At 35.4% G+C, this 24,296-nt stretch carries 19 protein-coding genes and 1 tRNA gene; 10 read left to right on the forward strand and 10 right to left on the reverse strand.

Annotated elements, in window-relative coordinates; translation table 11 throughout:
* The first annotated feature begins 117 nt into the window (after positions 1-117).
* Positions 118-1,464, forward strand: a complete 1,347-nt coding sequence (locus tag AB674_RS14320; protein WP_047777683.1) for a sigma-54-dependent transcriptional regulator — start codon at positions 118-120, stop codon at positions 1,462-1,464.
* Between the two features lie 178 nt (positions 1,465-1,642).
* Positions 1,643-2,968, forward strand: a complete 1,326-nt coding sequence (locus tag AB674_RS14325) for a sensor histidine kinase (RefSeq protein ID WP_047777685.1) — start codon at positions 1,643-1,645, stop codon at positions 2,966-2,968.
* 134 nt (positions 2,969-3,102) lie between these two features.
* Here the strand turns inward: AB674_RS14325 and AB674_RS14330 are convergent, their stop codons facing one another.
* The 5 genes from AB674_RS14330 to AB674_RS14350 all read right to left on the reverse strand — a co-directional run bounded on the left by AB674_RS14330 (position 3,103) and on the right by AB674_RS14350 (position 7,749).
* Positions 3,103-3,429 carry an MGMT family protein gene (locus tag AB674_RS14330; protein ID WP_047777686.1) on the reverse strand — a complete coding sequence of 109 codons (327 nt, stop codon included), beginning with the start codon at positions 3,427-3,429 and terminating at the stop codon, positions 3,103-3,105.
* A gap of 480 nt (positions 3,430-3,909) precedes the next feature.
* Entirely contained in the window at positions 3,910-4,545 is a 636-nt protein-coding gene (locus AB674_RS14335) for a LysE family transporter (RefSeq protein ID WP_047777688.1), read from the reverse strand.
* A gap of 43 nt (positions 4,546-4,588) precedes the next feature.
* Positions 4,589-5,266, reverse strand: a complete 678-nt coding sequence (gene trmB, locus AB674_RS14340; RefSeq protein ID WP_047777827.1) for a tRNA (guanosine(46)-N7)-methyltransferase TrmB — start codon at positions 5,264-5,266, stop codon at positions 4,589-4,591.
* 344 nt (positions 5,267-5,610) lie between these two features.
* Positions 5,611-6,993, reverse strand: a complete 1,383-nt coding sequence (locus AB674_RS14345; protein ID WP_047777689.1) for an ammonium transporter — start codon at positions 6,991-6,993, stop codon at positions 5,611-5,613.
* 264 nt (positions 6,994-7,257) lie between these two features.
* Positions 7,258-7,749, reverse strand: coding sequence for a nuclear transport factor 2 family protein (locus AB674_RS14350; RefSeq protein WP_047777690.1), 492 nt, complete (start codon positions 7,747-7,749; stop codon positions 7,258-7,260).
* Positions 7,750-8,118: 369 nt separating this feature from the next.
* Here AB674_RS14350 and AB674_RS14355 point away from each other — a divergent pair, with 369 nt between their 5' ends.
* Entirely contained in the window at positions 8,119-8,808 is a 690-nt protein-coding gene (locus AB674_RS14355) for a hypothetical protein (RefSeq protein WP_047777694.1), read from the forward strand.
* Between the two features lie 219 nt (positions 8,809-9,027).
* Here AB674_RS14355 and wrbA read toward each other — a convergent pair whose 3' ends face one another.
* Both wrbA and AB674_RS14365 read right to left on the reverse strand, forming a co-directional pair.
* A complete protein-coding gene (gene wrbA, locus AB674_RS14360; RefSeq protein ID WP_047777695.1) occupies positions 9,028-10,194 on the reverse strand; it encodes an NAD(P)H:quinone oxidoreductase in 1,167 nt (388 codons plus the stop codon).
* A gap of 227 nt (positions 10,195-10,421) precedes the next feature.
* Positions 10,422-10,736: an HPF/RaiA family ribosome-associated protein gene (locus AB674_RS14365; RefSeq protein ID WP_047777697.1), complete on the reverse strand. Its 315-nt coding sequence runs from the start codon at positions 10,734-10,736 to the stop codon at positions 10,422-10,424.
* Between the two features lie 255 nt (positions 10,737-10,991).
* Between AB674_RS14365 and AB674_RS21930 the strand changes: the two genes are divergently transcribed.
* Positions 10,992-11,990, forward strand: coding sequence for an HNH endonuclease (locus AB674_RS21930; RefSeq protein WP_053004281.1), 999 nt, complete (start codon positions 10,992-10,994; stop codon positions 11,988-11,990).
* A gap of 2 nt (positions 11,991-11,992) precedes the next feature.
* Here the strand turns inward: AB674_RS21930 and AB674_RS14375 are convergent, their stop codons facing one another.
* Positions 11,993-14,455 carry an AsmA family protein gene (locus tag AB674_RS14375; RefSeq protein WP_047777699.1) on the reverse strand — a complete coding sequence of 821 codons (2,463 nt, stop codon included), beginning with the start codon at positions 14,453-14,455 and terminating at the stop codon, positions 11,993-11,995.
* Between the two features lie 264 nt (positions 14,456-14,719).
* On the opposite strand from AB674_RS14375, the gene trxA reads away from it, so the two are divergent.
* A complete protein-coding gene (trxA, locus tag AB674_RS14380) occupies positions 14,720-15,037 on the forward strand; it encodes a thioredoxin (protein WP_012023423.1) in 318 nt (105 codons plus the stop codon).
* Positions 15,038-15,088: 51 nt separating this feature from the next.
* On the opposite strand, the gene AB674_RS21935 is transcribed toward trxA, so the two are convergent.
* Positions 15,089-17,167: an ATP-binding protein gene (locus AB674_RS21935; RefSeq protein ID WP_053004282.1), complete on the reverse strand. Its 2,079-nt coding sequence runs from the start codon at positions 17,165-17,167 to the stop codon at positions 15,089-15,091.
* A complete protein-coding gene (locus AB674_RS14390) occupies positions 17,164-17,871 on the reverse strand; it encodes a LytR/AlgR family response regulator transcription factor (protein ID WP_047777701.1) in 708 nt (235 codons plus the stop codon). The genes AB674_RS21935 and AB674_RS14390 overlap by 4 nt, the downstream gene beginning before the upstream one ends.
* A gap of 237 nt (positions 17,872-18,108) precedes the next feature.
* Between AB674_RS14390 and AB674_RS14395 the strand changes: the two genes are divergently transcribed.
* From AB674_RS14395 to AB674_RS14415, 5 genes are all read left to right on the forward strand, one after another.
* Entirely contained in the window at positions 18,109-18,684 is a 576-nt protein-coding gene (locus tag AB674_RS14395) for a DUF4082 domain-containing protein (RefSeq protein ID WP_047777703.1), read from the forward strand.
* Between the two features lie 137 nt (positions 18,685-18,821).
* On the forward strand, positions 18,822-19,418 hold the full coding sequence (locus tag AB674_RS14400) for a hypothetical protein (RefSeq protein ID WP_047777704.1): 597 nt from the start codon (positions 18,822-18,824) through the stop codon (positions 19,416-19,418).
* Positions 19,419-19,573: 155 nt separating this feature from the next.
* Positions 19,574-22,150, forward strand: a complete 2,577-nt coding sequence (locus AB674_RS14405) for a M1 family aminopeptidase (RefSeq protein WP_047777706.1) — start codon at positions 19,574-19,576, stop codon at positions 22,148-22,150.
* Complete coding sequence (locus AB674_RS14410) at positions 22,147-23,073, forward strand: DUF58 domain-containing protein (protein WP_047777708.1); 927 nt, start codon at positions 22,147-22,149, stop codon at positions 23,071-23,073. Before AB674_RS14405 ends, AB674_RS14410 begins: the two co-directional genes overlap by 4 nt.
* An 86-nt stretch (positions 23,074-23,159) precedes the next feature.
* Positions 23,160-23,233, forward strand: a tRNA-Asp gene (locus AB674_RS14415).
* Positions 23,234-24,296: the final 1,063 nt, after the last annotated feature.

The raw sequence follows: 24,296 nt of genomic DNA on the forward strand, positions 1-24,296 counted from the left end.
GCCACAAAAAGTATTATTTGTAAAGCCTTGATTTTAAAGAGACTTTAAAAGCGATCAAAAAAAGGACTGTTCGAAAATGGACAGTTGACCGTTCGAAATCGAACAAAAATAAATACCATGCGAAAAAAATTAGCTCAAATATTAATCGTTGACGATCAGGAAGAAATTCTTTTTTCGGCGAAAATGATTCTCAAAAAACATTTTGAAACCATTTTTACGACAAACAGCCCCAAAAAAATCATTTCAATTTTAAGTGAAAATGAAATCAATGTGGTTTTATTGGACATGAATTATCGAATTGGTTTTGAAGACGGACGCGAAGGAATTCACTGGCTCAAAGAAATTAAAACACTTTCGCCACAAACTGTTGTTATTTTAATGACGGCCTTTGGTAAAATTGATACCGCTGTTGAAGGGATAAAAATTGGTGCTTTCGATTATGTTTTAAAACCCTGGCACAATGATAAATTACTCGAAATTATTGATAATGCAGTTGTTGAAAGTAGAAAAAATAATAAGAAAACGCCGAGTGAAATAATAGAGAAAAGATACTTTGTGGGGACTTCGGTTAAAATAAAACAAGCGTATTCTATTGCTGAAAAAGTAGCCAGAACAGATGCTAACGTTTTGATTCTGGGAGAAAATGGAACCGGAAAATATGTTTTCGCCGATTTTATTCATCAGAATTCAGAGCGAAAAAAAGAACCTTTTGTACATGTTGATTTAGGCTCCCTAAGCGATAGTTTGTTCGAAAGTGAACTTTTCGGATACGCCAAAGGAGCTTTTACCGATGCAAAGACTGACACTCCCGGAAGATTTGAAATGGCTTCGGAAGGAACTATTTTTCTGGACGAAATCGGGAATATTCCGCTGCATCTTCAGGCTAAATTATTACATGTTTTACAAACCAAAACCGTAACTCGTTTGGGTGAAAGTAAAGCGAGGCCTTTAAATGTGAGAATTATTGCGGCAACAAACAGTGATATTAAGGCGGAAGTAAAGAACAAAACCTTTAGAGAAGATTTATTGTATCGAATCAATACAATGGAAATTCATTTACCATCGCTCCGGGAACGAAAAGATGATATTGTTCCGATGGCTGATTTTATTTTAGATAAGATTGCTGAGAAGTACCAACAGGAGAATTGGCGTTTTGAAAACAATGTAGCGCCTTATTTAGAAAAATACCCATGGAAAGGAAATATCCGTGAAATGGAAAACAAGATTGAACGTGCTTTGATTTTAGCCGAAAACAATACCATTTCTGTAACTGATTTGGATATTCTTGACTTTGATGAACCAGATGAACCAGATGACAATCCATTGTTTGAAATGGAAAAAAATGCAATTGAAAAAGCATTATTTAAACATAACGGAAACATTAGTAAAACAGCTGAAGAATTGGGTTTATCCAGAGCCGCTTTATACAGGAGGATTGAAAAATACGATTTAAAGAATTTGTAAGCTGCGGTGAGAATAATTTGGCCACAGATTAGAGGATTAAAAGGATTAAAAATCTGTGGCGAAAAAAAATAGACACGAATTACACAAATTACACTAATTCGTTCGTGGTAAAAAAATAATTCGTGACAAGAAAATCAATTCAATCCTTTTAATCTGTAGCATAAAAAAAGATAAAATAATGAAAAATTGGAAGTTCTATAATGTTTTGTTTATAAGGGTTTTGTTGGTTATGACGCTCTTTTTTCTTTGCGTTTTTTTAATTTATAAGACGTTTTACTACAATGCAATTTTAGTTGGTGCTTTTATGGTCATAGCATTATTTGAGATGTATTTCTATATCAAAAATGAATCGTTGTTTTATGACAAAACATTGCTTTCGATCTTGCAAAATGATTTTTCGACCAATTTTCCGGAAGAGAATAAAAAGGGCAATTTCAAAAACCTGTACATGTTGTACGATACTTTAAAAGTGCAGAAACAGGAGCAGACCTCCAAAGAACTTGTTTACCGTTCGATTTTGAATAGTATAGACACGGCCACTTTGATTCTAGAAAAAGAGAATGAAGAATGGGATATTTTTTTGATGAACGATTGTTTCTCTAATCTCTTTAAAGTTCCAAAAGTCAGTCATTGGAAATACCTTAAAAATTATCTGCCGTCACTTTGTGATGAAATTGAAAAAGTAGAGTTTGCCGAGTTAAAAACAGCGATTTCGATTAAAATAGAAGCACAGGACTTGCAGACTTTTATGTTGCAAACTTCCCATACCAAAACCTACAACAAAGAGTATTTTATTATTTTACTGGATAGTATTCAGCGTGTAATAGAAAAGAAAGAGAAGGAGGCGTGGATTAATTTAATGAAAATTATTTCGCATGAATTAATGAATTCCTTGACGCCAATTCGGGCACTTTCACAGAATTTACTCCACATTGTCGATCAGGAAGCACTCGAAGAAGAAGATTTTGATGATATCAAAAGCAGTATTTCAACCATTATAAACAGAAGTGATCATTTACAGGTTTTTGTCGAAAATTATCGAAAACTAGCGATGTTGCCAACGCCAAATAAAGTAATGACCCCTATAAATGCGCTTTTTGATGATTGTATGAGAATTATGACCCCCATTCTGAAGGCGGAAAATATCGAATTGATCAATGAAATTAATAGTTCACGTTCTATTCTGATTGATAAAAATCAAATGGAGCAAGTGATTATTAATCTAATTACCAACAGTGTTTATGCGTTGAAAGATAAAAGTGAAAAGAAGATGTTTTTATCCAGTTATTCCGAGAACAATCGTTTTTTTATCATTATTTCAGATAACGGAAAAGGGATTGATCCGGCTATAAAAGACAAAGTTTTTCTGCCGTTTTTCACCACCAGAAAAGACGGCGCCGGAATTGGTTTAACGCTTTCTAAAAACATTATAGAAGCACATGGCGGTTATTTAAGCTACCAGACAGATGAAGATAAAACCAACTTTGTTATTTGTCTTATTTAAAAAAGGTTTAAACCATATAAGTGATGTAAGTTCATTTAAACTTTGCGAACTCTTTGCGTAAAGTTTAAGGCAAAGCTTAGTTTTAGCGTAACGTTAATATGAACTTACATCACTTATATGGTGAAAAAAACACACTATAAGTCTATCTCAGGTTGCCAAAAATGCTTCTCAAAATCTATTATCTGATGGTTGACGACTTTAATCCCTTCGCTTTCGAGTAGTTGTTGCATTAGATTAGTTCCGTCAAAATGATGTTTTCCGGTCAGAAGGCCTTTTCGGTTAACCACCCGATGTGCGGGAATATCATCCATATCATGACAGGCATTCATTGCCCAACCCACCATTCGTGCAGAACGAGCAGTTCCTAAAGCTTTTGCAATAGCGCCATAAGAAGTTACTTTTCCGTAAGGAATTTGTCTGGCAATAGTATAAACTCTTTCGAAAAAATTCTCTTCAGCCATAAGTTGATTTTTTGTTACAGATTAAAAGATTTGCACAAATTATATAGTCTTTATAATCCTATCTAACTCTTTTTTATGTTGCTTGTAAATTGTTGCACTAAATGTGTTTTGATTATCATGATCTTTTTGCTACTAATTTTACCAATTGGCACGAATTATTTTTTTTGCCACAGATTAAAAAGATTTCAATGATTTTAATGGGTGTGAATTTTTTTAATTCTATATAAATAAATTTACACGACTGATAAATAAAACGTTAGCTTAATTAAGTTTTGATTATTCTTATCTTTTCGCCGCGAATTAAACGAATTAATTAGTGTAATTAGTGCAATTCGTGTTAGCTTTTTTTGCACTACAGATATTAATCATTCTTATTTTGCACCGTGAATTATACGAATTAATTAGTACAATTCGTGGCAACTTTTTTTTGCACTACAGATCATTAATCATTTTAATCCTTTAATCTGTGGCCTGTATTTTTTAACTAAAATAGTAATTTAGAATATTAAAAAGCGTGGCAATAGAGATCAGTCCGGTGATACTCCCAATGATGGTATTCATGTTTCGCATCATATAATCTGTTTTCTTTTCGATCCTTCCAAAGAAAGCAATATAGCTGTATAAAGCCATAAAGGAACCCAAAACAGAACCTAAAACAAAAGTAAAGATAATGTTGTTTTCAAAGGCAAAAAGGTGGTAAGAGGCCAAAGTGACGCTCACAACCACATAATAAGGAATCGGAAAGAAATTTAAACCCGAAAGAAGCATGCCTAAAAAGAAGCGGCTTCTTTTGCTGCTCTTTTTAATTTTTGATTTTTTGGCTTTAGGTTCTTTTGCTATAAACAGAAAATAAATCGTTAGTATAGAAAAAATACCAAAACCAACTTCACGTAATAAAGTCACAACATCCGGACGGTTATCAATTACACGCGCAAACAAAACAGCGAGCGAAACCTGAAATAAAATAACCAGAACGGCCCCGACAGTAAACCATAAAGCATTCTTTTTTCCTTCTTTTAGGTTTATTTTAGCGGCTGTCATGTTGATTAATCCGGGCGGAATAATTCCGATGAAAGCAGCTATGAAACCAGAAATTAAAGGAGTAAGTAATGCCATTCAGTTGATTGATGGGTTATAAAAAGTTGATTTTAAAATTAAATTAGTCTTTAATTTTAAAACGAATATACGTAATTGCCTTATTAATTTCTAAATATTGTTTTTCATAGAAAGTTTGAAAAGCAGTAACTTCTTCCGGACTTCCTTCGTTTTTGTATACATTGTGATTCGCATATAGAACCTCGTGTCCTTCACCGTGTAATAATCCAAGGGTATACCCGTGCATAAATTCGCTATCGGTTTTAAGGTTTACAACACCGTCTTTTTTAAGGATTTTTTTATACAACTGCAAAAACTCAGAGTTTGTCATTCTGTGTTTCGTTCTTTTGTATTTGATTTGCGGATCCGGAAAAGTAATCCAGATTTCATCTACTTCATTATCAGCAAAAATATGATTGATCAATTCAATTTGCGTTCGGACAAAAGCAACGTTATGTAAACCGTTCTCTACAGCGGTTTTAGCCCCTCTCCAGAAACGAGCGCCTTTGATATCAATTCCGACAAAATTTTTGTTGGGATATTTTTCTGCTAATCCAACAGAATATTCACCCTTTCCACATCCCAATTCTAAAACTAATGGATTGTCATTTTTAAAGAAATCAGAATTCCATTTTCCTCTTAAGGGCATTAAATTGCCTACAACTTCTTCTCTGGTTGGTTGAAAAACGTTTTGAAATGTTTCGTTTTCTCTGAATCTTTTTAGTTTATTTTTACTTCCCACTTTTACAAAAATTTTCAGCAAAATTAAGGAATATAAACGAATGAATTACCTGTAACGGTTTAAAAACGATTAGTAGGATTGATTTTTTTGCCACAGATTAGAAGATTAAAGTGATTTTCTTGTTTTAATAAAGTATTCGAAATGAAAAATCAGTTTAATCCCTTAATCTGTGGCCTGTTTTTAATCTGTTTTTAGTTTTTTCGCCACTATTACAAGAATTAATTTTATCGCATAAAGTTTAAGGACAAAGAAATTAGTGAAAATTAGTGTAATTCGTGTTCGTTTTTTTTAAGTGTTAAAGCATAAAAAATTAGTGAAAATCAGTGTAATTCGTGTTACTCTTTTTAATGATATTCTACTTCCGCAACCGCTAATAATTTTGGATCGAGTGTTTCGTCATGTTGCGATAAATCCAAACCAATATGTTCGTTTTCTTCAGAAACACGCAATGGAATAATGAAATTGGTTACTTTGAATAGGAAATACGCCCCGAAGAAAGTAAAGATCGAAACCAAAACCAATGCCATCATGTGATGCCCAAAGACATTCCAGCCACCGTGTAATAAACTGGCATTTTCGCCATGAGCAAAGATAGCAGTCAGAATCATTCCCATAATACCACCAACACCGTGACAGGCAAAAACATCTAGCGTATCATCAAATCTTCTGGAAAGACTACAATTGACTACAGAATTAGAAACCAAAGCCGTAATAAACCCAAAAAACATACTCTCAGGAACCGAAACATAACCCGCAGCAGGTGTTATAGAAACCAATCCGACAACCGCTCCGATACAAGCTCCCAAAGCCGAAACTTTTCTGCCGTTCATTCTGTCAAAGAAAACCCAGGTCAACATTGCTGCTGCCGATGCAGTAGTGGTAGTCGCAAATGCCATTGCAGCCGTTCCGTTGGCAGCAAGAGCAGAACCGGCGTTGAATCCGAACCAGCCAAACCACAACATACCCGTTCCTAACAATACAAAAGGAATATTGGTGGGGATATGTAAACTGTTTTTTCTTTTTCCCAAAACCAAAACTCCGGCCAGTGCTGCAAAACCCGAACTCATGTGTACTACAGTTCCTCCGGCGAAATCTTTCACACCAAAATAACTTCCCAAAATACCGGTCGGATACCAAACCACGTGGCATAAAGGGGCGTAGATGAAAATAGTAAATAAGCTGATAAAAATTAAATAGGAAATAAAACGAACGCGTTCTGCAAATGAACCCGTAATAATCGCCGGAGCAATTATGGCAAACTTCATTTGAAACAAAGCAAATAACATAAACGGAATCGTACTGGCCAGTTTTTTATGTGGAAGAACGCCCACATAATCCATAAAAGCAAAAGTGGTCGGATTGCCAAAGAAACTGTAAAAATGGTCTCCTGAGCCAAAACCGACAGGATCACCAAAAGCCAGACTGAAACCAACTGTTACCCATAAAAGTGTTACAACCCCCAAACAGATAAAACTCTGTAACATAGTCGAAATAACGTTTTTCTTACCGACCATTCCACCATAAAAGAAAGACAATCCCGGAGTCATAATCAAAACCAGACAACAGGATGTCAACATCCAGGCAACATCGGCAGGTACGATATGATCGGTGGTGCCAAATTCAGACAATACATAATTGTTTTCTGTAACAGTTGGCCAAAAGGCTCCCGTGATACAAACAATACTGATAATAATAAAGGAAATGATCCAGCGTTTTTCTATTTTCATTTTTCAAATACTTTGTGTGAACCCTATTTTTTTTTAGGGTTAAAGTTATGAAAAAATAAATATTAAGGATTTAATGGCTTGAAAAACAGGGGCTATTGTCTAATTTTAGTTAATTTTTCAAAACAAGGCTCATTTTTTTGATAGTATTCTATTTTGACTATCAAAAAAAGAGCCCTAATTGATAAATGTGTTACAAGTATATGAGAGATTACTTCTATAAGAGGTTCGAAAAGTTATAATTGTAATAAGAAAACGGAGAAATGTTTATTTTTTCTGAAGTTTTGCGATTAATACGTCTTCAATTGGAGCTTTTATTTTAATGGCAGCATCAACTTCGTCATTCGGAACAGTCATGGATAAAACGTAATGTTGAATTTTCCATTCTTTCCCAACTTTTACCAAAACACCCGATCCGCGGCAGATTTTCATTTGTGTATTCAGTAATTCATCAAACCAAGCTGTTTTTCCGGATTTATCAAAAAAGATATGACGTTCTAAGGTGGTGAAATTCCAAGTTGTTCCTTTGTCAAAGAAGGGTTTTGCCCATGTTTTAAAGTCTGGTTTTACCCAGTTTTCGGTGGCGTCTGTGCCAATAAAAATGGCATCTTCGGCCATTAAATCAAAATAAGCATCGAACTTTACATCGGCAGCAGCCTTGTGCCAACTGTTCAGTATTTGATTGATTTTGTCTTTTTCGGCATTTTGGGCATTCGCAAAAGTGGTGATGAAGAGTAGGAGTAACAGTGCTTTTTTCATAAGTGAGATTATTTGGTTTTAGAGTTAAGAAATATAGTAAAAGTTTTTTAAATCCTATAAGTGATATAAGTTCATATAAACTTTGTGGTTCTGTGTGAGGGTTAACCGCAAGGTGCGCAAAGAATTTTTATTGCTGTGTTTATTTAAACGCTAAGTCCGCAAAGCTTTGTGAAAAAAACTTTGCGCACCTTGCGTAGACCTTTGCGCACCTTGCGGTTAAATCAAGACAAAGATTTCAAACCCATTAAAGTTTAGCATACTATTAATATGAACTTACATCACTTATATGGTTTCAATTTTTTTTAATAAAATACAAATTAGAAATCAATCAAAAACCAGTATATTTGATTACTTTAAAATACCACTGTTATGAACCCGAAAATCTTTATAAGTTCCCTGATTATCTCTTCTCTAGTTTTAGTGTCTTGTAAAAAAGAACTGGAACCACAGGAGAATACTCCAACATCAGAATTGATAAAATTAGGATTGATGAAAGATACGACGAAAGTCAATCCGGTAGTTCAGGCACCCGTTGCCAATCAAAATACGGTTATGAATGCAACAGGAGGGATAAATCCGGCACACGGAAAACCCGGACATCGTTGCGATATTGCCGTTGGGGCACCTTTAAATTCAGCTCCGACACAAGCACAGCAAACGCAGCAAACAACTGCGGGACAACCGGTACAAACCGTACAGGTAAAACCGAATCAGCCCGTAGTTACAACGACAACAACGGCGGCAGCTCCTGTAAAAGTTGCTAAAGGAATGAATCCATCACATGGACAACCCGGACACAGATGTGATATTCCGGTCGGATCACCGTTGAACTCTCCGGTAGGCACTAAGCCAGTGGCGACTTCGCAAGCAGGAACTCCTTCACAAAGCGGAACTTCTACACAGAAATTTACGGTAACACCACCAGCTGCAAACAATGCAGTTCCGGCCTTATTAAGTACAGAAACCGAAACAAAAGTAGCCGAAGGAATGAATCCCGCACACGGTCAACCCGGACATCGTTGTGATGTTGCCGTTGGTGCGCCTTTACCAAAATCGTAAAACATTATTTCATATAAATAGAAACCCGAATACAGAAGTTTGTATTCGGGTTTTTTATTTTGTCATAGGTTTTTAAGCCTGCTTGCTTTTGGGTTCTCGCAAAGTAGCAAAGTTTTTTCTGTCTCCCCCTCCAAATGTCAGGCTGAGCGAAGTCGAAGCCCCTTTTAACCTCTAAAAGTTTGGAATTTAGAATTTAAAAAATTTGGAATTTCCAACCCCTTACTCGATTTCAAAAACCGCCTGAATCTCCACAGCCGAATTGATCGGTAGCGAAAAAGCCCCAATTGTAGCTCTGGCATGTTTACCTTTCTCTCCAAAAACCAAAGCAGTAAGATTCGAAGCTGAGTTCATGATAGCCGCATGTTGCGTATATTCCGGAGTAGTGTTAAAATAACCCGTTAATTGTACACATTGTTTTACTTTGTTTAAATCACCACCGCAAGCTTCTTTTAGCACCGCAATTACATTTAGCATCGTTTGATAAGTAGCTTCCTTGGCTTGTTCATCTGTAACGGTTGCGCCAATTTTACCTGGATTTAGAATTTTACCGTCTTTTAAAGCTACTTGATTGATGTAAACTTTATGATCTGAAATGGTAAACGGCACATAATTCCCAACCGGTTTTGGAGCTTCGGGAAGTGTAATGTTGTTGTCTTTTAATGTTTTATTGATGTCAAAACCAACTTTAGATTCTACCGAAGTTGTTTTTATAATTTTAGCGCTTTCGGTATTTTTCAATCCTGAAGCAGCTCTGGCCAAAGCTTTTCCTTGTTCCTTCGCGAGATTCAATTCACTTGCAGAAGGTCTTGTTCCGGTTGATCCTGCCAATGACGTGGCTCCGAAAGGTGTATTTCCCTGTGGAACGGTTTTGTCTAAAGTTGCAGTTCCCATAATCCCTGTTGGCACAATAATCATCCCGTGTGAGGCAAGGATATTCCAAAAAGATAAAATGGCGGCTTCTTTTCCTGCTCCCGATCCTGCGGACATGAATACGGTTGCCGGTTTCCCTTCTAAAGCTCTTGATGTCCAAAGTGGGATGCTCTGACTGAAAAAAGAATTCATCTCTGCACTGATGTTAGCAAAATGAACGGGGCTTCCAAAAGCGATTCCATCATAATTGACTAATTCTTCTATCGTTGCAACAGGTAGTTTTTCTACATCAGCGTTTAATTTTTCTTTTGAATTTATCGAGGGAACTCTTTTAAGTATTGCTTTTGAGTTCGGATAATCCTGAATTCCTTCGGCGATTGCTTTTGCCATTTTATAGGTTCCTCCGTTTTGAGAATGAATCAGAACCAGTACCGTTGTTTCGGTTGTTTTTACTTGCGCATTTACACCAAAGCCAATAAAAATTGCTGTTAGTAATACGAGTAGTTGCTTTTTCATGGATGTATTTTAAATGATTTGTTATTGAAAAACCTAAAACAGTAATCAATTCATGTAAGGTAAAAAAGACGCTCTTTAGGGGCTGCAAATTTACTTCATGCAATACCGAAAACCGTTATTATTATCTTAATTGATTGATAAATTTTGAGAGCAGGAAAAACAGCTGAAAACTAAAAAATGGCATTATCCCGTAAGACAATGCCATTTTTTAGTTGTTAATATGTAGATTAATACGCTTTCATTTTTTCGAAAGTAGTAGTAAGTGATTTTTTAATTTTAGCAGAGGCACCCTGAAAGGCTTTTTCGATACTCTCGGCATGTTCTGTAACCGTAACCGGTTGCAATTTTGCGGTACGAACTTCAATAACACATTTCTTGTCGTGCAGACTGAATTTCTCACCATTTTCGTCTCCGAAATGTACTTCTATGCGTGTAATTTTGTCTTCAAAACGAGCCAGTGTTTTTTCTAATTCACCAGAAAAATAAGCCTCTAATCTTTCGTGTCCCTCAATGTTTTTGTCGGTGTTAATTTGAATTTTCATATTACTTATTGTTTATATGTTTAATACTTGATTGGTTTAGATCTTGTTTCTCAAAGCTATTATTTTATCAATTAAAAAACAATTGAGTTAATAAAACATTAAGATTTTTTTTTGAGATTTTACGCCTCGTTTGTCAATTCCAACGCAGGAGTGAATTATACAAATAGTTTGGAGATAAATTAATGCATTTTCTAATATGTGTATTTAATATAATAAGGATATAAAACTTATTTTTACTTGAAATTAAGACCAAAAATGACCAAGCCAAAAAATACCACATTTTATTGGGCTTTGAAATCAGTTGCGGATAAAGACGTCACTTATAAAAGCACTAATGGATATAAAGATGAGATTGAAACAAAATATGTATATGATGATGCAGTTGCAAATCATAAGCAAATTAAGTCGGGTGATATTGCAGTTATTATAGATAAAAAGAAAGTTCTAGGTTTAGCGAAGATATTAGAAGTAGTGGAGTTTAAAGGTAAAAAAGAAAGACGAAGATGTCCTGTTTGTAGAAGTACGAACTATGAAGCTAGAATAACCAAAACTCCAGAATATCGTTGTAATAAGGGGCATGAATTTGCAGCTCCCGATTCTGAGGAAATTGAGGTAAAGAAATACGAAGCATATTATTCCTCGAGTTTCATTTTGCCAAAAGAACTTGTTACTATCGATAAGCTAAAACCTTTTTATCATAATGGATATAATAGAAATATGTCTATGCAGAATATTAGCGAAGATTTTTTCGCAAAGTATTATGAGGTAGAAATGAATGTTTTAAAAGAAAATTTTATTTATCCTTCGGCAGAGGAATCCGAAAATTATTTGGGTGATGTTATTGAAGATAATTACGTTCCCACAAATAAAGATGAAAGGCCTAAAATATTTCAAGCCATATATGCAAGAAGGGGACAACAAAAATTCAGAGATTCTTTACGTGAATTATATGGAGATAAATGCATGATTACGGGTTGTGAAATATTGGATGTGATAGAAGCGGCACATATTAATCCTTATCGAGGAGAAAAAGATAATGATGCAACAAATGGATTGCTTTTGCGATCGGATATTCATACCCTTTTTGATTTGGACTTAATAGGTATTGAGCCGAAAGAAATGAAAGTGCATTTGAACGAAGCGATTAAAAAAGAAGGTTATGAAATTTTACAAAACAAATTCTTAATTGTTGGGGGTAAAAAACCTAGTCAAGATGCTTTAGAAATTCGTTGGCAAAAGTTTTTAAAAAAATAATCTTACTTCCCCCTCTTCCCCCACTTAATCTTCATCTTCCCCTCATCATCCAGCGCAATCAAATGCAGCACAATCCCGCGTTCCCGAACCGCATCACGCTCAGCTTTGCTGGCGAGTTTTACATCGTTTTTGGAATTTCGTAAAGGAATGGTGAGGGCCAGATTGGTACCACGGCCAAAGGAATAAATCCCTTCGACATCAAAATTTAAAACACTCGAACTGATGGTTAAATTATGAACGTCGATTCTTTCTCCGCGTAGATTTACATTACCGGACAAATCGCTGAAAGTGATGTTTTTGACGTCACGAAACGGAAACGCAAACTTGCCAATCCTTACAATGGGTTCAAAGTCCAATAAGGCACCCTGATTGACAGTAAAGCCCAGATTTCCGGTCATAGAATTGGTGATGAGTTCGCCTTTGTCGTTGATTAAACCGGTAACATTGGCATGAGAACTGAGTTTTCCTTTGATGTCTTTTGGACTAAAAGAATGGATTCCGAAATTGTTGAACGAACGTAGAAAACTCGCAATATCAACCCGATTAACCTGTGCATTAGATTGAAAGGTGTAATTGTTCCCTCTTGGCTCAATTGACCCGCTAAAAGCAATTGATCCGCCGGAAGTTTGTAACGAACCGTTTTTTAGCGACAGCTTCGAATTAATCATCTGGATTGTAGCTGAGGTGTTGGTGGCGGTTAGTTTTCCGTAATTGATTTTGTCGGCTTTGAGGTTGATAACAACGGCACATTTCTCGATTACGGAGCGCATTTGATTCGAAAAATTGACATTTTTAACCGGTTTTTGCGCTACTTTTTTGGCTTGAGAGTTTTTTAGAATTCCCAGAAATTGTTTGACGTCGATATTCGGACAATAGATATTCCAGTTGATTACCATTTTTTCGGGAGCATCGTAATAGAGATTGAGGAAATTATCGATTTTTCCGTCTATGCGAAAACTGTTGTTTTTATGTTTGTAGGTAATTTGTTTGATGAGCAGTGCTTCTTGAGTAAAGTTGAGCTGAATGTTGGTTTCTTTAGCATGAATCTTTTTAGGAATATAATCAAAAGAAGCGTTACTGATATTGACATCACCGGTAAATCGGGGTTTGGTGATGTACAAATCGACAATATTAAATTGAAATTTCAAACCCGCATGCGCATGACCACTTGTAAAATTAATCCATTTGTCACTGCACATTTCGTTAATATTCTGAATATCAAAATCGGAACTCATGTTTCCTGTAGCAATGGGATTTTCTAAATTATTGATGACAACCTGCGGAATTTTAATGGGCATTTTTTGATATTTTCCAAAGAAATGACTCAGAACAATAGCCGAATTGGCATCATTAAACCCCTCTTTTGGTTTGAAATTGTTGGTAAAAATCCCCTTGAAATTACAATCGGTAAAAAGTCCGTCGGGAATAGTGAGCTCGTTGTTGGCGATTTCGGCCTGAACGACAATTCTGGGGTCGCCCTGATCATTAAAATCCCCTTTGATGTCACAATTGACCTTGATTTCTTTTTTTAGATTAAATCGGTTAAGCTTAGAACTGATGTTATCCGATAATAAGTTCGACGCATTTTGCCATAAAATGGTAGTTCCGATATTGATTCCGAACGGAGAATTTGTTTTTCCGACCGTAAAAAAAGCAATGATGTCAAAAGAGTCCGTTCCGATTTTTAAGCCTTTGGTGTCTACGTTTATTTTTTGGTTTTCAGACGAGTACGAAATGTCAAATGTACCTTGAAGTATTTTTTGCTTGGCAAAACTCCCATGAACGGTATTGAACGCTAAACTTTTAACAGTAGTCTTTAAAAACAAATCCGTTTGCCAGTCGTCAGCATCGTAATCTACCTTTGATTTTAAACTCGCAACATCAAAATCAAAAAGTTTATGACCAACACGATTGTCCAGAATAAAATGAACGTTGTTGAGGTTGATTTGACCAATTGTGGTTTCTGTTTCAGATTTGTTTTCCGGTGATTTTTTCTTTTTAGATTTAAAAATATCAGAATTGGAATAACCGTTTGCGGCTTTGTAGAGATAAATGTCGGCTTCGTTGATCAGGATTTTACGAATGTTGATTTCGTGTTGCAGCAAACTCCAGACATTCAAACGGACTTCAATTTCTTTTGCTTTTAATAGGGTATGGTGGTGCGTTTTCCATTGTTTGTCTTTGAGTTCGACTTCTTTTAAGGCTAGCGTAAAGTTCGGAAAACCAGTTAAAAACTTGTATTGAAAATCGCCAATATGAAATTCTCCATTGATATTTTCGTTGATTTTAGCATTGATTTTGGCTATAATTTCCGGTTTATTCCGATTGAAATAAAAAGACAAAGCGCCCGAAGCAATAAGAAGGAGCGTTATACATCCTAAGACAAAAAGGCCAAAGCGTTTCGCATATTTTTTAAAATGCACTGATTGCAAAAAATCTTTTATTTGAAGTAAAGTTGCTTTCATCTGAACGAATTTTCCGAATTATTAAAGATACATTAAAAAAGGAAAGTATTTTTAAAAAGATGTCTTTTAATGACTTGTAATTCAGGGTGTGGGAATAAATAATTTACTATTGGTATAATTAATGACAATGCATTTATAATGAAAACTAATTTACGAATGGCGCTTGATTGGTTTTAAATTTCTAAATTTGTACCCAAGTTAAAGAACTAATTAGAAAATGTTCCCGGAGAATTATCAAAGGGATGAACTTTAAATGAAATTATTATGGCATTAGCAATCACAGATGCTACTTTTGATGAAGTAGTTTTGAAATCAGATAAACCGGTAATGGTAGATTTTTGGGCAGCATGGTGCGGTCCTTGTCGTATGGTTGGTCCAATCATTGACCAATTAAGTGACGAATACGCAGGAAAAGTAGTTGTTGGGAAAGTAGATGTAGATGCAAACCAGGAATTTGCTGCAAAATATGGTGTGCGTAACATACCAACTGTTTTGGTTTTTCATAACGGTGAAGTAGTAGGGAAACAAGTAGGAGTTGCTCCGAAACAAACCTATGCAGATAGTTTAGACGCTTTGTTGTAATCGTAAGATTATAATTTATACTCAAAGGTTTGGCGAAAGTCAAACCTTTTTTTATTGAAATAGAATGGTGAAAGTTGTTCCGGAACCAAGGGCTGTCACCACTTCGATTTTGCAATTAATGGCATTTGCCAGATCACGAATCAAATGCAATCCTAAACCATTTTTAATTCCGATTACTTCAGAATGATCGTATAAGGCTTTAAATTCTTCCCGAGTTCCGCCTGAACCATTGTCGGTTATAGAAAGAAAATAGTTGTTGTTTTCTTGGTGGGCTTTCCAGATTATTACCCCGTCCGAAGTTTTATTAAGCGCTTGAATAGCATTTCCGGTCAGATTCCGAATGATTGTTTTGAGGTAATTTTCATCGGTTTCAAGGATGATATTTTCGGGATTTTCAAATACAAATGTTACATTTTCTACACTCGAAAAATGTTTCTGTGTTTCTTCGAATAAAAGCGCTACAGTAACCTTCTTTTGCAACGGTTTAAAGTTTTCCATTTGTCCCTTACTCCACAATAATATATCCTCCATAGACGATAATAAATTCTCAGCTCCGGTAATAATTTTGTTTTGCATACGCAAAGCTGTTGCCTCATCGAGTAGCTCCGGACTCTCTTTTTGTAGGTGTAAAAAGTGAATTAAATTCGAAATCGGACTTCTTAAGTCATGGTTTAGAATGCCAAAAAAGCGTGCTTTTATTTTATTGGCTTCGTCGAGTTCTTTGTTTAAAAGCTGCAGTTTCTGATTCGTTTTTTTGCGATTCCGACTCTGATTAAACAACAACAATCCAATAATGGCAACCAGACTAAGTCCGCCAATTAAAAAGAGACGTTGTCTCTCCGACTCTTTAATCTGAATGTTTTTTATGGTATTCTCAATCGAAAGATTCTTTATTTTCTGCCCTTTCGTTTTGTTTTGATAGTGGGCTTCAGCGTTGGCAATACTTTGTTTGGCTGATTCCTGCAGCATTTCGTCATTGTATTTGCTGTAGATTTTATTGTATCGGTAGGCTTCTTTCCAATTCCCCAGAGCAGCATAACTTTCAGAAAGTTTTTTATTGATGGTTACAAAGGACTCTTTGTCATAAGTAAGGGCGCTTTTAGAAGCCAGAGTCAGCGTTTCGATTGCTTTTTTATAATTGCCTTTTTCATACCATACTTTTCCCATTATGGTGTTGGCCTCCATGAGAATTTCATCATCATTTGATTTTTTTCCAAATAAAACGGCTTTTTGGGCGTATTTATAAGCGGTGTTCGACTGATGATTCCCGATGTAATATTCAGACATGCTTCGGTTGGCAAAACTTAAATTAAGAAATAAGGAATCGTTTACCGATGGGTAGGTATGGATTAAATTGTAGTATTTCTTAATGCTGTCAAGGTTGTTTAATGCAACAAAAGATTGCATATAGTAGTTGCAGGAGAAAGCACTTATATAGGGAGAAGTTTTGATATAAGGTTTGGCATCATTTAAGTATTCAATGGCTTTATGGTACTGTTTCATTTTTACATACGCACTGGCAATCTGGCTATAAGAAACCCCAATGTTCTCGGTATTAGCAACGCTTTTTTCAAGAAGTTTTTTATAATTGATTGCTTTTAACTGATACTGAATGAAAGGCTCGTATTCTGAATAATTCAGATAATATTCTCCAAGACTTCCGTAGAGAACGGCCTTCATATAATTGCTTTTTGTGGTATCCAGTACTTTTTTGATGTAAAGAATCAGCTCTTTGTTTTTGGCTGTTTCATTAAGCGCATAATACGTATAATTGAGGCGCATTAAAGCCGATGTCTCGGTTTTAATTTGTTTGCTGCTTTTGGCATACTGTAACGCGAGTTCGTAATTTGTTAAAGCTTTTTGATATTGATTGTTGCTGAATTCATAACTAATCCCTCGATAAAGGTAAAACCGACCAAGATAAGCAGGATGGTTTTTGGCGAGATCAATTCCTTTCTCTGTAATTAATAACAGTTTGGGATAATTTTCTGAATCTAAAGCAGTATCGGCATATTTTAGCCAGACTTTAAGTTTTTGTTCTGTAGACTTGTATGGGGTTAAATCGGGCTCTTGTTGCGGATAAGCAGCAATCGCAAATAAGAGAAAAAATAAAAAACCTATTTTTCTCATGAGAACAGATTTAGGTTTTCTTTGTAACTTCTTCCAACAGGAATAGCGATGTTGTTGTTTAGTACAATTTCAGTCGCATTTATTTTTTGAATAAATTGTTTCTGAACGGCAAAACTCCTGTGGATTCGAATAAAAGATTGAAAATGATCTTCTTTTAATAAATTTCCGATACTCGATAAAACACAATGCCTCTTTTTGTTTGTGATCAGCAGTGTGTAATCTTTAAGGGCTTCGAGGTATAGGATTTCATGGAGTTTAACCTTGGTTTGTTCATGACCTTCTTTGATATAAATGGTATCACCGCCAATACTTGCTTCAAAAAGCGAGGCTTTGAGTTTGATTTCCATAAACTCTTCGATACGATTTATCGTTTGTGTGAAACGTTCCTGTTTTAAAGGTTTTACGATGAAATCTAATGTTTCGATCTGAAAACTCTCTACGGCATGCTCGGGATGTGCTGTTATAAAAATGCAAACCGGAATAGCCAAGGCTTGTTTTCTAAAATCGATTCCGTTTAACCCCGGCATATCGATGTCTAGAAATAAGATGTCAACTTTTTCTTTTTCTATAAAAGGAAGCGCCTTTTCTGCCGATTCAAAAATACCTAGAATATCAAGCACAGGGAACTTCTTTGCATAAGAAAGAACCGTTAATCTGTCTATTTCGTCATCGTCGATAATAATGCAGGTGTATTTTTTTATCATAAAACAGAATTTAGTAAATGCAAAAAACGATAAGAACAACTAAAAAAACAGTCGTCTGTCTATTTAAAATGTTGTTCGTCTATTAGCTGTTTTTGCGTCGGTTTTAATCGTGCAAATTTGTTTTGGAATTAATTCATTAGAAAAAGGAACTGTTGTTTGTCCCGTTTTGACTTTTACAAAATTAAGGCTATTGAATTAAATAAGAGCTATTTACTAAGATTTAAAACTAAAATGACTATGAAAACTATAAAAATATTTTTCACCGTTTTATCGGCTGTTCTCTTTAGTATCTCCTGCAGCAGCGACAATGATAAAGAAACTGTCACAAATTATGAAGTGGAGAACCCGTTAAACTCAGTTGTTGCTCAAGTCGGATTAAAGAGGTACGATTATATGAATAATCCATCAGAAGAGTTGGGATTGGTTTTTACCCCTACTGTAAAAGGAAACATCAAAGCAATTACGGTAAAATTGCCTGGCGCAAGTCCGGGGTTGCGGGTAACGATTTGGGATTTTGATTCAAGAGCCGTTCTGCGTACCGAAATAATAAATGTAAAAGAGGCAAATATTCAGGTATGGAAAAAAATAGAAGATCTAAACCTGATAAAAGACAAAAAGTACTTGATAAGTATGAACAATAAGGATTTTTATCAGTACGGAGGCTTGTTTTCTGTGGTTAAATACCCAATTGTTGCAGCCAATATCACATTTAATGAATTCAGGTGGACGAAAGGAGCAGCGCAGACTTTTCCTGATACTTCAACAAAAGAGCTCATCGGCGATTTAAGTTTCGATTTTCAACAAACGGAATAATTCTTTTTTGAAAATTTTGATTCAGAATATTTTAGAATGCAAGGACGTCTATTAAGGAAGTCGTTGGCCTATAGGTGTTGTTTTTATTTGAAAAAGCATCACAAGTTTGATTATTAATAATTTAAAAAACAGAAAAAATGAAAAAGAATTTTTTAATGCTGGGAATTATGATCTTAACCATGTTGTCTTCTTGTTCTAAACCAGATGACGGAGCGGATGGAGCAGATGGAAAGGATGGAACTAACGGAACCAATGGTACCAACGGAGCAACCGGTTCTGCAAATGTTATTTATAGCGATTGGAAAACCTCTCCTTATGTAAGTCGTGATACAACGGTTGACGGAACTTGTTTGAGAGTAAGACATTTAAATGTACCGGAGCTTAGTGCTGACATTTTAAAAAGTGGTGTAATCCTGACGTATTTTCGTATTGGTTCTCTTGGTCCTTACAATCTACCTTATATCAGTGATGCAGGAGGAGCTTCCAATCAAATAAGTTCTATTTACAATTTAAACAAGATCTTGATATACAGACATACGTTTGATTCTTGTCGATTTACAGCAGCCGTAGCAGAGGCTTTTCCGGGTCAGCCTGTAATGTTAACTCTGCCTCAGAGTTTAGAATATCGTTATATTATTATTCCGGGAGGCGTAAAAGCAGCAAAGAAAGTACTGCCGAATTATTCAAAAATGTCCTATTCGGAAGTGTGTGAGTCTTTGAATATTAAGGAATAATTTAATTCCAATAAGAAATTAAGTTTACCAATAGGTTGTTGTTATATTTTAACAGCAACCTATTTCTATTTGATTAAATCGAATAAAAAGTCAGGATCTATAGTAAAAGCTAAGGAAGTCTTCTTTAATTTTAGCAAATCTTAATATCCTTAAAAATGAAAATTTTCTACAGCTTTCTTCTCTGTTTTACAATCGCAACAATTGCGTGCTCACAAACGAAACAAAAAGGAACTCTTATTTTAGACAACGGTGTCTCGGAGCAATTGGCCCGTTTTCGGAAACAACAAATTTCAGAGGTGTCTTACGGATTGTCATTTGAGATTCCAAATCAAAAAGAGCAGGATATCAACTCCAATCTGGTTTTGAATCTTACCTTATCTACTTTAAAAGAGCCTTTGTATTTAGACTTTAAAGAGAAAGCGCAGAACCTAAAAACAATCGAAATAAACGGAAAAAGCAGTGTCATTTTGCAGGAGAAAGGGCATGTCGTTATTCCGACTGAAAATTTAATTTTAGGTAAAAATACAGTTGTAATTTCCTTTATTGCCGGGAATTTATCCTTAAACCGCAACGATGATTTTCTGTATACTTTATTAGTCCCGGATCGAGCGAGTACTTTATTTCCGTGTTTTGATCAGCCTGATATTAAAGCAACATATAAATTGAGTCTTACGGTTCCAAAAGAATGGTCGGTTTTGGCAGGTGGCTTTGTAAAGGACAAACAAGAACAAGGTGATTTTGTGAAATATACTTTTGGGGAATCGGATAAGATGAGTACCTACTTGTTTTCATTTGTTGCCGGAAAATTTAAAAGCGTTACTCAAAAACCGGGTAATAGGCAGATGACGATGTTGTATCGGGAAAACAATCCCGAAAAACTGCAAACCAGTACCGATACTATTTTTAAATTACACCAACAATCGTTGGACTTCTTAGAAAAATATACGAATTGTAAATTTCCATTTCAAAAGCTGGATTACGCTTCGATTCCTGTTTTTCAATATGGCGGAATGGAGCATGTTGGCGCCATTCAATACAAAGAATCAACTTTGTTTTTGGATAATACAGCAACCGATAGCGAGAAACTGGACCGTGCTAAATTAATCGCTCACGAAACATCGCACATGTGGTTTGGAGATTTGGTGACGATGAAATGGTTCAATGATGTCTGGATGAAAGAGGTATTTGCAAATTTTATGGCAGATAAAATTATGAATCCGATTTTTCCGAAGGTCAATCACAATCTGCAGTTTTTTACAGCCCACTATGCTAATGCCTACGCCGAAGACCGATCATTAGGAACACATCCGATAAGGCAAAACTTAGCAAATCTAAAAGATGCAGGTTCTCTTTACGGAAGTATTATTTACAACAAAGCACCTATAATGATGCGTCAATTAGAAGCTTCGATGGGGAAAGTAGCTTTTCAGAAAGGAATCGAAAAATACATTAAAAAATACGCCAATGATAATGCGGATTGGAATAATCTGGTTGAAATTCTAGATGCCGAAACGCCACTAGATATGCAAAAATGGAGTACGGTATGGGTGAATAAATCAGGAAGACCCTTATTGAAAGACAAAATAGAATACGATGCCCAAAACCGAATCTCGAAGTTTGAAATTTTACAAGAAGCAGAAGATAAATCGGCAAATGTATGGCCTCAGATTTTTGAAATTGGTTTGGTTTATCCTGATAAAGTGCAAGTGGTAAGTATTAATCTAAAAGGTAAAAGCCTTCTTTTAAAAGAGTTAACCGGACTCCCAAAACCGATTAGTGTGGTTTACAATTACAACGGTTTTGGATATGGTGTTTTTCCGCTTGATGGGAAGAATCTGGAAACTGTTTTGACTTTAAAAGATGAGGTTGCAAGAGCTTCAACCTATAGCAATATGTATGAAAATACCTTAACGGGAACTGTTTTACCCGTTAAAGCGTTTGATTGTTTTGTGAAAGGAATTCAAAGCGAACAAAATGAATTGGTTCTAAAAATAATCGCCAATCAGACCAGTTCGGTTTTTTGGAAATTCCTTACCGAAAAACAACAAAATGCAAAGCAAAAACAATTGGAAGATATCGTTTACGAACGTTTGCAGGCTAATTTACCGGGAAATATCAAAAAGACGTTGTTTAATTTGTTTAGTTCAATGGCCTATTCAGATTCAGGGAAAGAAAAGTTATATAAGATCTGGACTAAAGAAACGGTTGTTTCAGGTTTGAAATTAAACGAAGACGATTATACCAATATCGCTATGAATTTGGCTATATTTAAGCATGAAAAAGCAGCTGAGATTTTAGAGAAAACCAGAACAACAATTTCAAACCCGGACAAGCAAAAACGTTTTGAGTTTCTGCTTCCCTCTTTATCTGAAGAAGAATCCGTTCGAAATGCTTTTGTAGAGTCTTTAAAAGACGATGAAAACAGAGAGAAAGAATCGTGGGTTTCTGTTGGTTTGGCTAATATACATCATCCGTTACGTCAGGAAAGTGCGCAAAAGTATATTAGATTTTCATTAGATTTGACAGACGAAATTCAACGTACAGGAGATATTTTCTTTCCAAAGGACTGGTTGAATAATACCATTGGTAAATATTCTTCAAAGTATGCTTTTGACGAAGTACAGCGATTTTTAAAAGAGAATCCGGAGTTTAGTCCAATTCTTAAAAGAAAAGTATTGCAGGCAACAGACGGTTTATATCGTGCTCAAAAAATTAAAAAAGAAACCGAATGAAAATCGAATCGGAAATAGAGAAAGTTTCAAGTTTTCAGCATCTCGAAATGCTGGCCAATCAGGTGGTAGAAGGTTTTATATCCGGAATGCATAAAAGTCCGTTCCATGGATTTTCGGCTGAATTTGCCGAACATAAAGTGTATAATGCCGGAGAAAGTACCAAACACATCGATTGGAAATTATTTGCCAAAACAGACCGTTTGTATACCAAACGATTTGAAGAAGAAACCAATTTGCGTTGTCATATTATTGTCGATAATTCGTCGTCGATGCATTATCCGGAACTAAAATCAAATCAGCCTTTTTATGAAAAGAAGATTGGCTTTTCGGTTCTGGCCTCAGCGGTTTTGATGAACATCCTTAAGAAACAGCGTGATGCCGTTGGTTTGAGTGTTTTCTCCGATACCTATGAATATTACGCTCCCGAAAAAGGAAGTGACCGTCATCATAGAATGCTGCTCAACAAATTAGAGCAATTGTTAGAGCAACCAAAAATCAAAAAAAGCACCGATACGATTACTTATTTACATCAGATCGCTGAAAAAATACACCGCCGCTCGATGATTATCCTGTTTACAGATATGTTGCAGACAGAAGAAGATGAAAAACTGTTTAATGCACTGCAGCATTTGAAGCACAATAAACACAAAGTGGTTTTGTTTCATGTGATCGATGATAAAACAGAGCTTAAATTTGACTTTGACAACACCCCTCGTAAGTTTATAGATGTAGAGACAGGGGAGGAAGTGTCGATTTTTGCCGATAATGTAAAAGAAGAATATGAAAAAAGAGCAGAAGAGTACTTTAAAAAATTGTCTTTGACCTGTGCAAAGAACCAAATTAAGTACGTTCCGGTAAATGTTGGCGATAATTTTGAAAAAATACTCACGACATATTTAGTTGAAAAACAAAACTTTGGCTAATATTTTGAAAATTTATTTTATTTTTTTTACAAAAACGCTTGCAGAAACGAAATTCTATACTATCTTTGCAACCGCAATAACGCAGAGGTTTGGTAGTTCAGTTGGTTAGAATACATGCCTGTCACGCATGGGGTCGCGGGTTCGAGTCCCGTCCAGACCGCAATATTGGGGAAAGCCTTTCTTAACGGAAAGGCTTTTTTGCCCAAATACGGTATCTAAGATTAGTTGTGTTGTTTTGCTACGAATTTGTAACTCGTAGCTGGTTTAGTAGTTAGACCAATGAAAAGCTTTCCACTTTTGTGGATGGCTTTTTTGATTTATACCAATTGGTGTTTTTGTAAATTCCAATTTTTTAAAATCCCAAATTCCAAATTGTGGGATCAAGTCTATAAAGTTATGGGGGAATAAAAATTTCACAGAGTTTTTAATTTTAAATAGTTGTGCGTTTTGTTTGTCCTTTCGACGAAGGAGAAATCTCCGCAAGAAACTCCGCAAAAACAAGCTCAGCAAACGCAGATTTATTCCTTTCAAGTTTCTATTGCGTAATTTGGATTAAATGAACTTACATCACTTATATGGTGAAGAGAATTATTTATCTTAGAAATTCCAATCTTTTAAAATTCCAAAACCCAAAATTGTGTCGAAATTTTAACCGCAAGGTTCGCAAAGTTTAATTGTAGCAATATGAATCCTTTTAATTTTATGACTAATTTTTTGCACGCAGATTTAGTTTATCTAAAGAACACACACACGGTTTGTCCTTTCGACGAAGGAGAAATCTCCGCAAGAAACTCCGTAAAAACAAGCTCAGCAAACGCAGATTTATTCCTTTGAAGTTTCTATTGCGTAATTTGGGTTAAATGAACTTACATCACTTATGTGGTGAAGAGAATTATTTGCTTCTATAAATTCCAATCTTTTGAAATCCCAAATTCCAAAATTGTGTCGAAATCTTAACCGCTAGGTTCGCAAAGTTTAATTGTAGCAATATGAATCCTTTTAATTTTATGACTAATTTTTGCACGCAGATTTAGTTTATCTAAAGAACACACACACGGTTTGTCCTTTCGACGAAGGAGAAATCTCCGCAAGAAACTCCGTAAAAACAAGCTCAGCAAACGCAGATTTATTCCTTTGAAGTTTCTATTGCGTAATTTGGGTTAAATGAACTTACATCACTTATATGGTGAAAAAAAATATTTACAGCGTAAAAAAGAAGACTT

It is taken from the genome of Flavobacterium sp. ABG, assembly GCF_001027725.1.
Taxonomy (GTDB): Bacteria; Bacteroidota; Bacteroidia; order Flavobacteriales; family Flavobacteriaceae; genus Flavobacterium; species Flavobacterium cupriresistens.

Excerpts from the sequence above, each read along its gene's own strand:
- AB674_RS14365 (WP_047777697.1), bottom strand. The coding sequence starts at position 10,736 with ATGAAAATTCAAATTAACACCGACAAAAACATTGAGGGACACGAAAGA.
- AB674_RS14400 (WP_047777704.1), top strand. The coding sequence starts at position 18,822 with ATGAAAAAGAATTTTTTAATGCTGGGAATTATGATCTTAACCATGTTG.
- AB674_RS14395 (WP_047777703.1), top strand. The coding sequence starts at position 18,109 with ATGAAAACTATAAAAATATTTTTCACCGTTTTATCGGCTGTTCTCTTT.
- AB674_RS14355 (WP_047777694.1), top strand. The coding sequence starts at position 8,119 with ATGAACCCGAAAATCTTTATAAGTTCCCTGATTATCTCTTCTCTAGTT.
- AB674_RS21935 (WP_053004282.1), bottom strand. The coding sequence starts at position 17,167 with ATGAGAAAAATAGGTTTTTTATTTTTTCTCTTATTTGCGATTGCTGCT.
- AB674_RS14330 (WP_047777686.1), bottom strand. The coding sequence starts at position 3,429 with ATGGCTGAAGAGAATTTTTTCGAAAGAGTTTATACTATTGCCAGACAA.
- AB674_RS21930 (WP_053004281.1), top strand. The coding sequence starts at position 10,992 with ATGACCAAGCCAAAAAATACCACATTTTATTGGGCTTTGAAATCAGTT.
- AB674_RS14350 (WP_047777690.1), bottom strand. The coding sequence starts at position 7,749 with ATGAAAAAAGCACTGTTACTCCTACTCTTCATCACCACTTTTGCGAAT.
- AB674_RS14325 (WP_047777685.1), top strand. The coding sequence starts at position 1,643 with ATGAAAAATTGGAAGTTCTATAATGTTTTGTTTATAAGGGTTTTGTTG.
- AB674_RS14410 (WP_047777708.1), top strand. The coding sequence starts at position 22,147 with ATGAAAATCGAATCGGAAATAGAGAAAGTTTCAAGTTTTCAGCATCTC.
- AB674_RS14320 (WP_047777683.1), top strand. The coding sequence starts at position 118 with ATGCGAAAAAAATTAGCTCAAATATTAATCGTTGACGATCAGGAAGAA.
- AB674_RS14405 (WP_047777706.1), top strand. The coding sequence starts at position 19,574 with ATGAAAATTTTCTACAGCTTTCTTCTCTGTTTTACAATCGCAACAATT.
- trxA (WP_012023423.1), top strand. The coding sequence starts at position 14,720 with ATGGCATTAGCAATCACAGATGCTACTTTTGATGAAGTAGTTTTGAAA.
- AB674_RS14345 (WP_047777689.1), bottom strand. The coding sequence starts at position 6,993 with ATGAAAATAGAAAAACGCTGGATCATTTCCTTTATTATTATCAGTATT.
- wrbA (WP_047777695.1), bottom strand. The coding sequence starts at position 10,194 with ATGAAAAAGCAACTACTCGTATTACTAACAGCAATTTTTATTGGCTTT.
- AB674_RS14375 (WP_047777699.1), bottom strand. The coding sequence starts at position 14,455 with ATGAAAGCAACTTTACTTCAAATAAAAGATTTTTTGCAATCAGTGCAT.
- AB674_RS14390 (WP_047777701.1), bottom strand. The coding sequence starts at position 17,871 with ATGATAAAAAAATACACCTGCATTATTATCGACGATGACGAAATAGAC.
- AB674_RS14335 (WP_047777688.1), bottom strand. The coding sequence starts at position 4,545 with ATGGCATTACTTACTCCTTTAATTTCTGGTTTCATAGCTGCTTTCATC.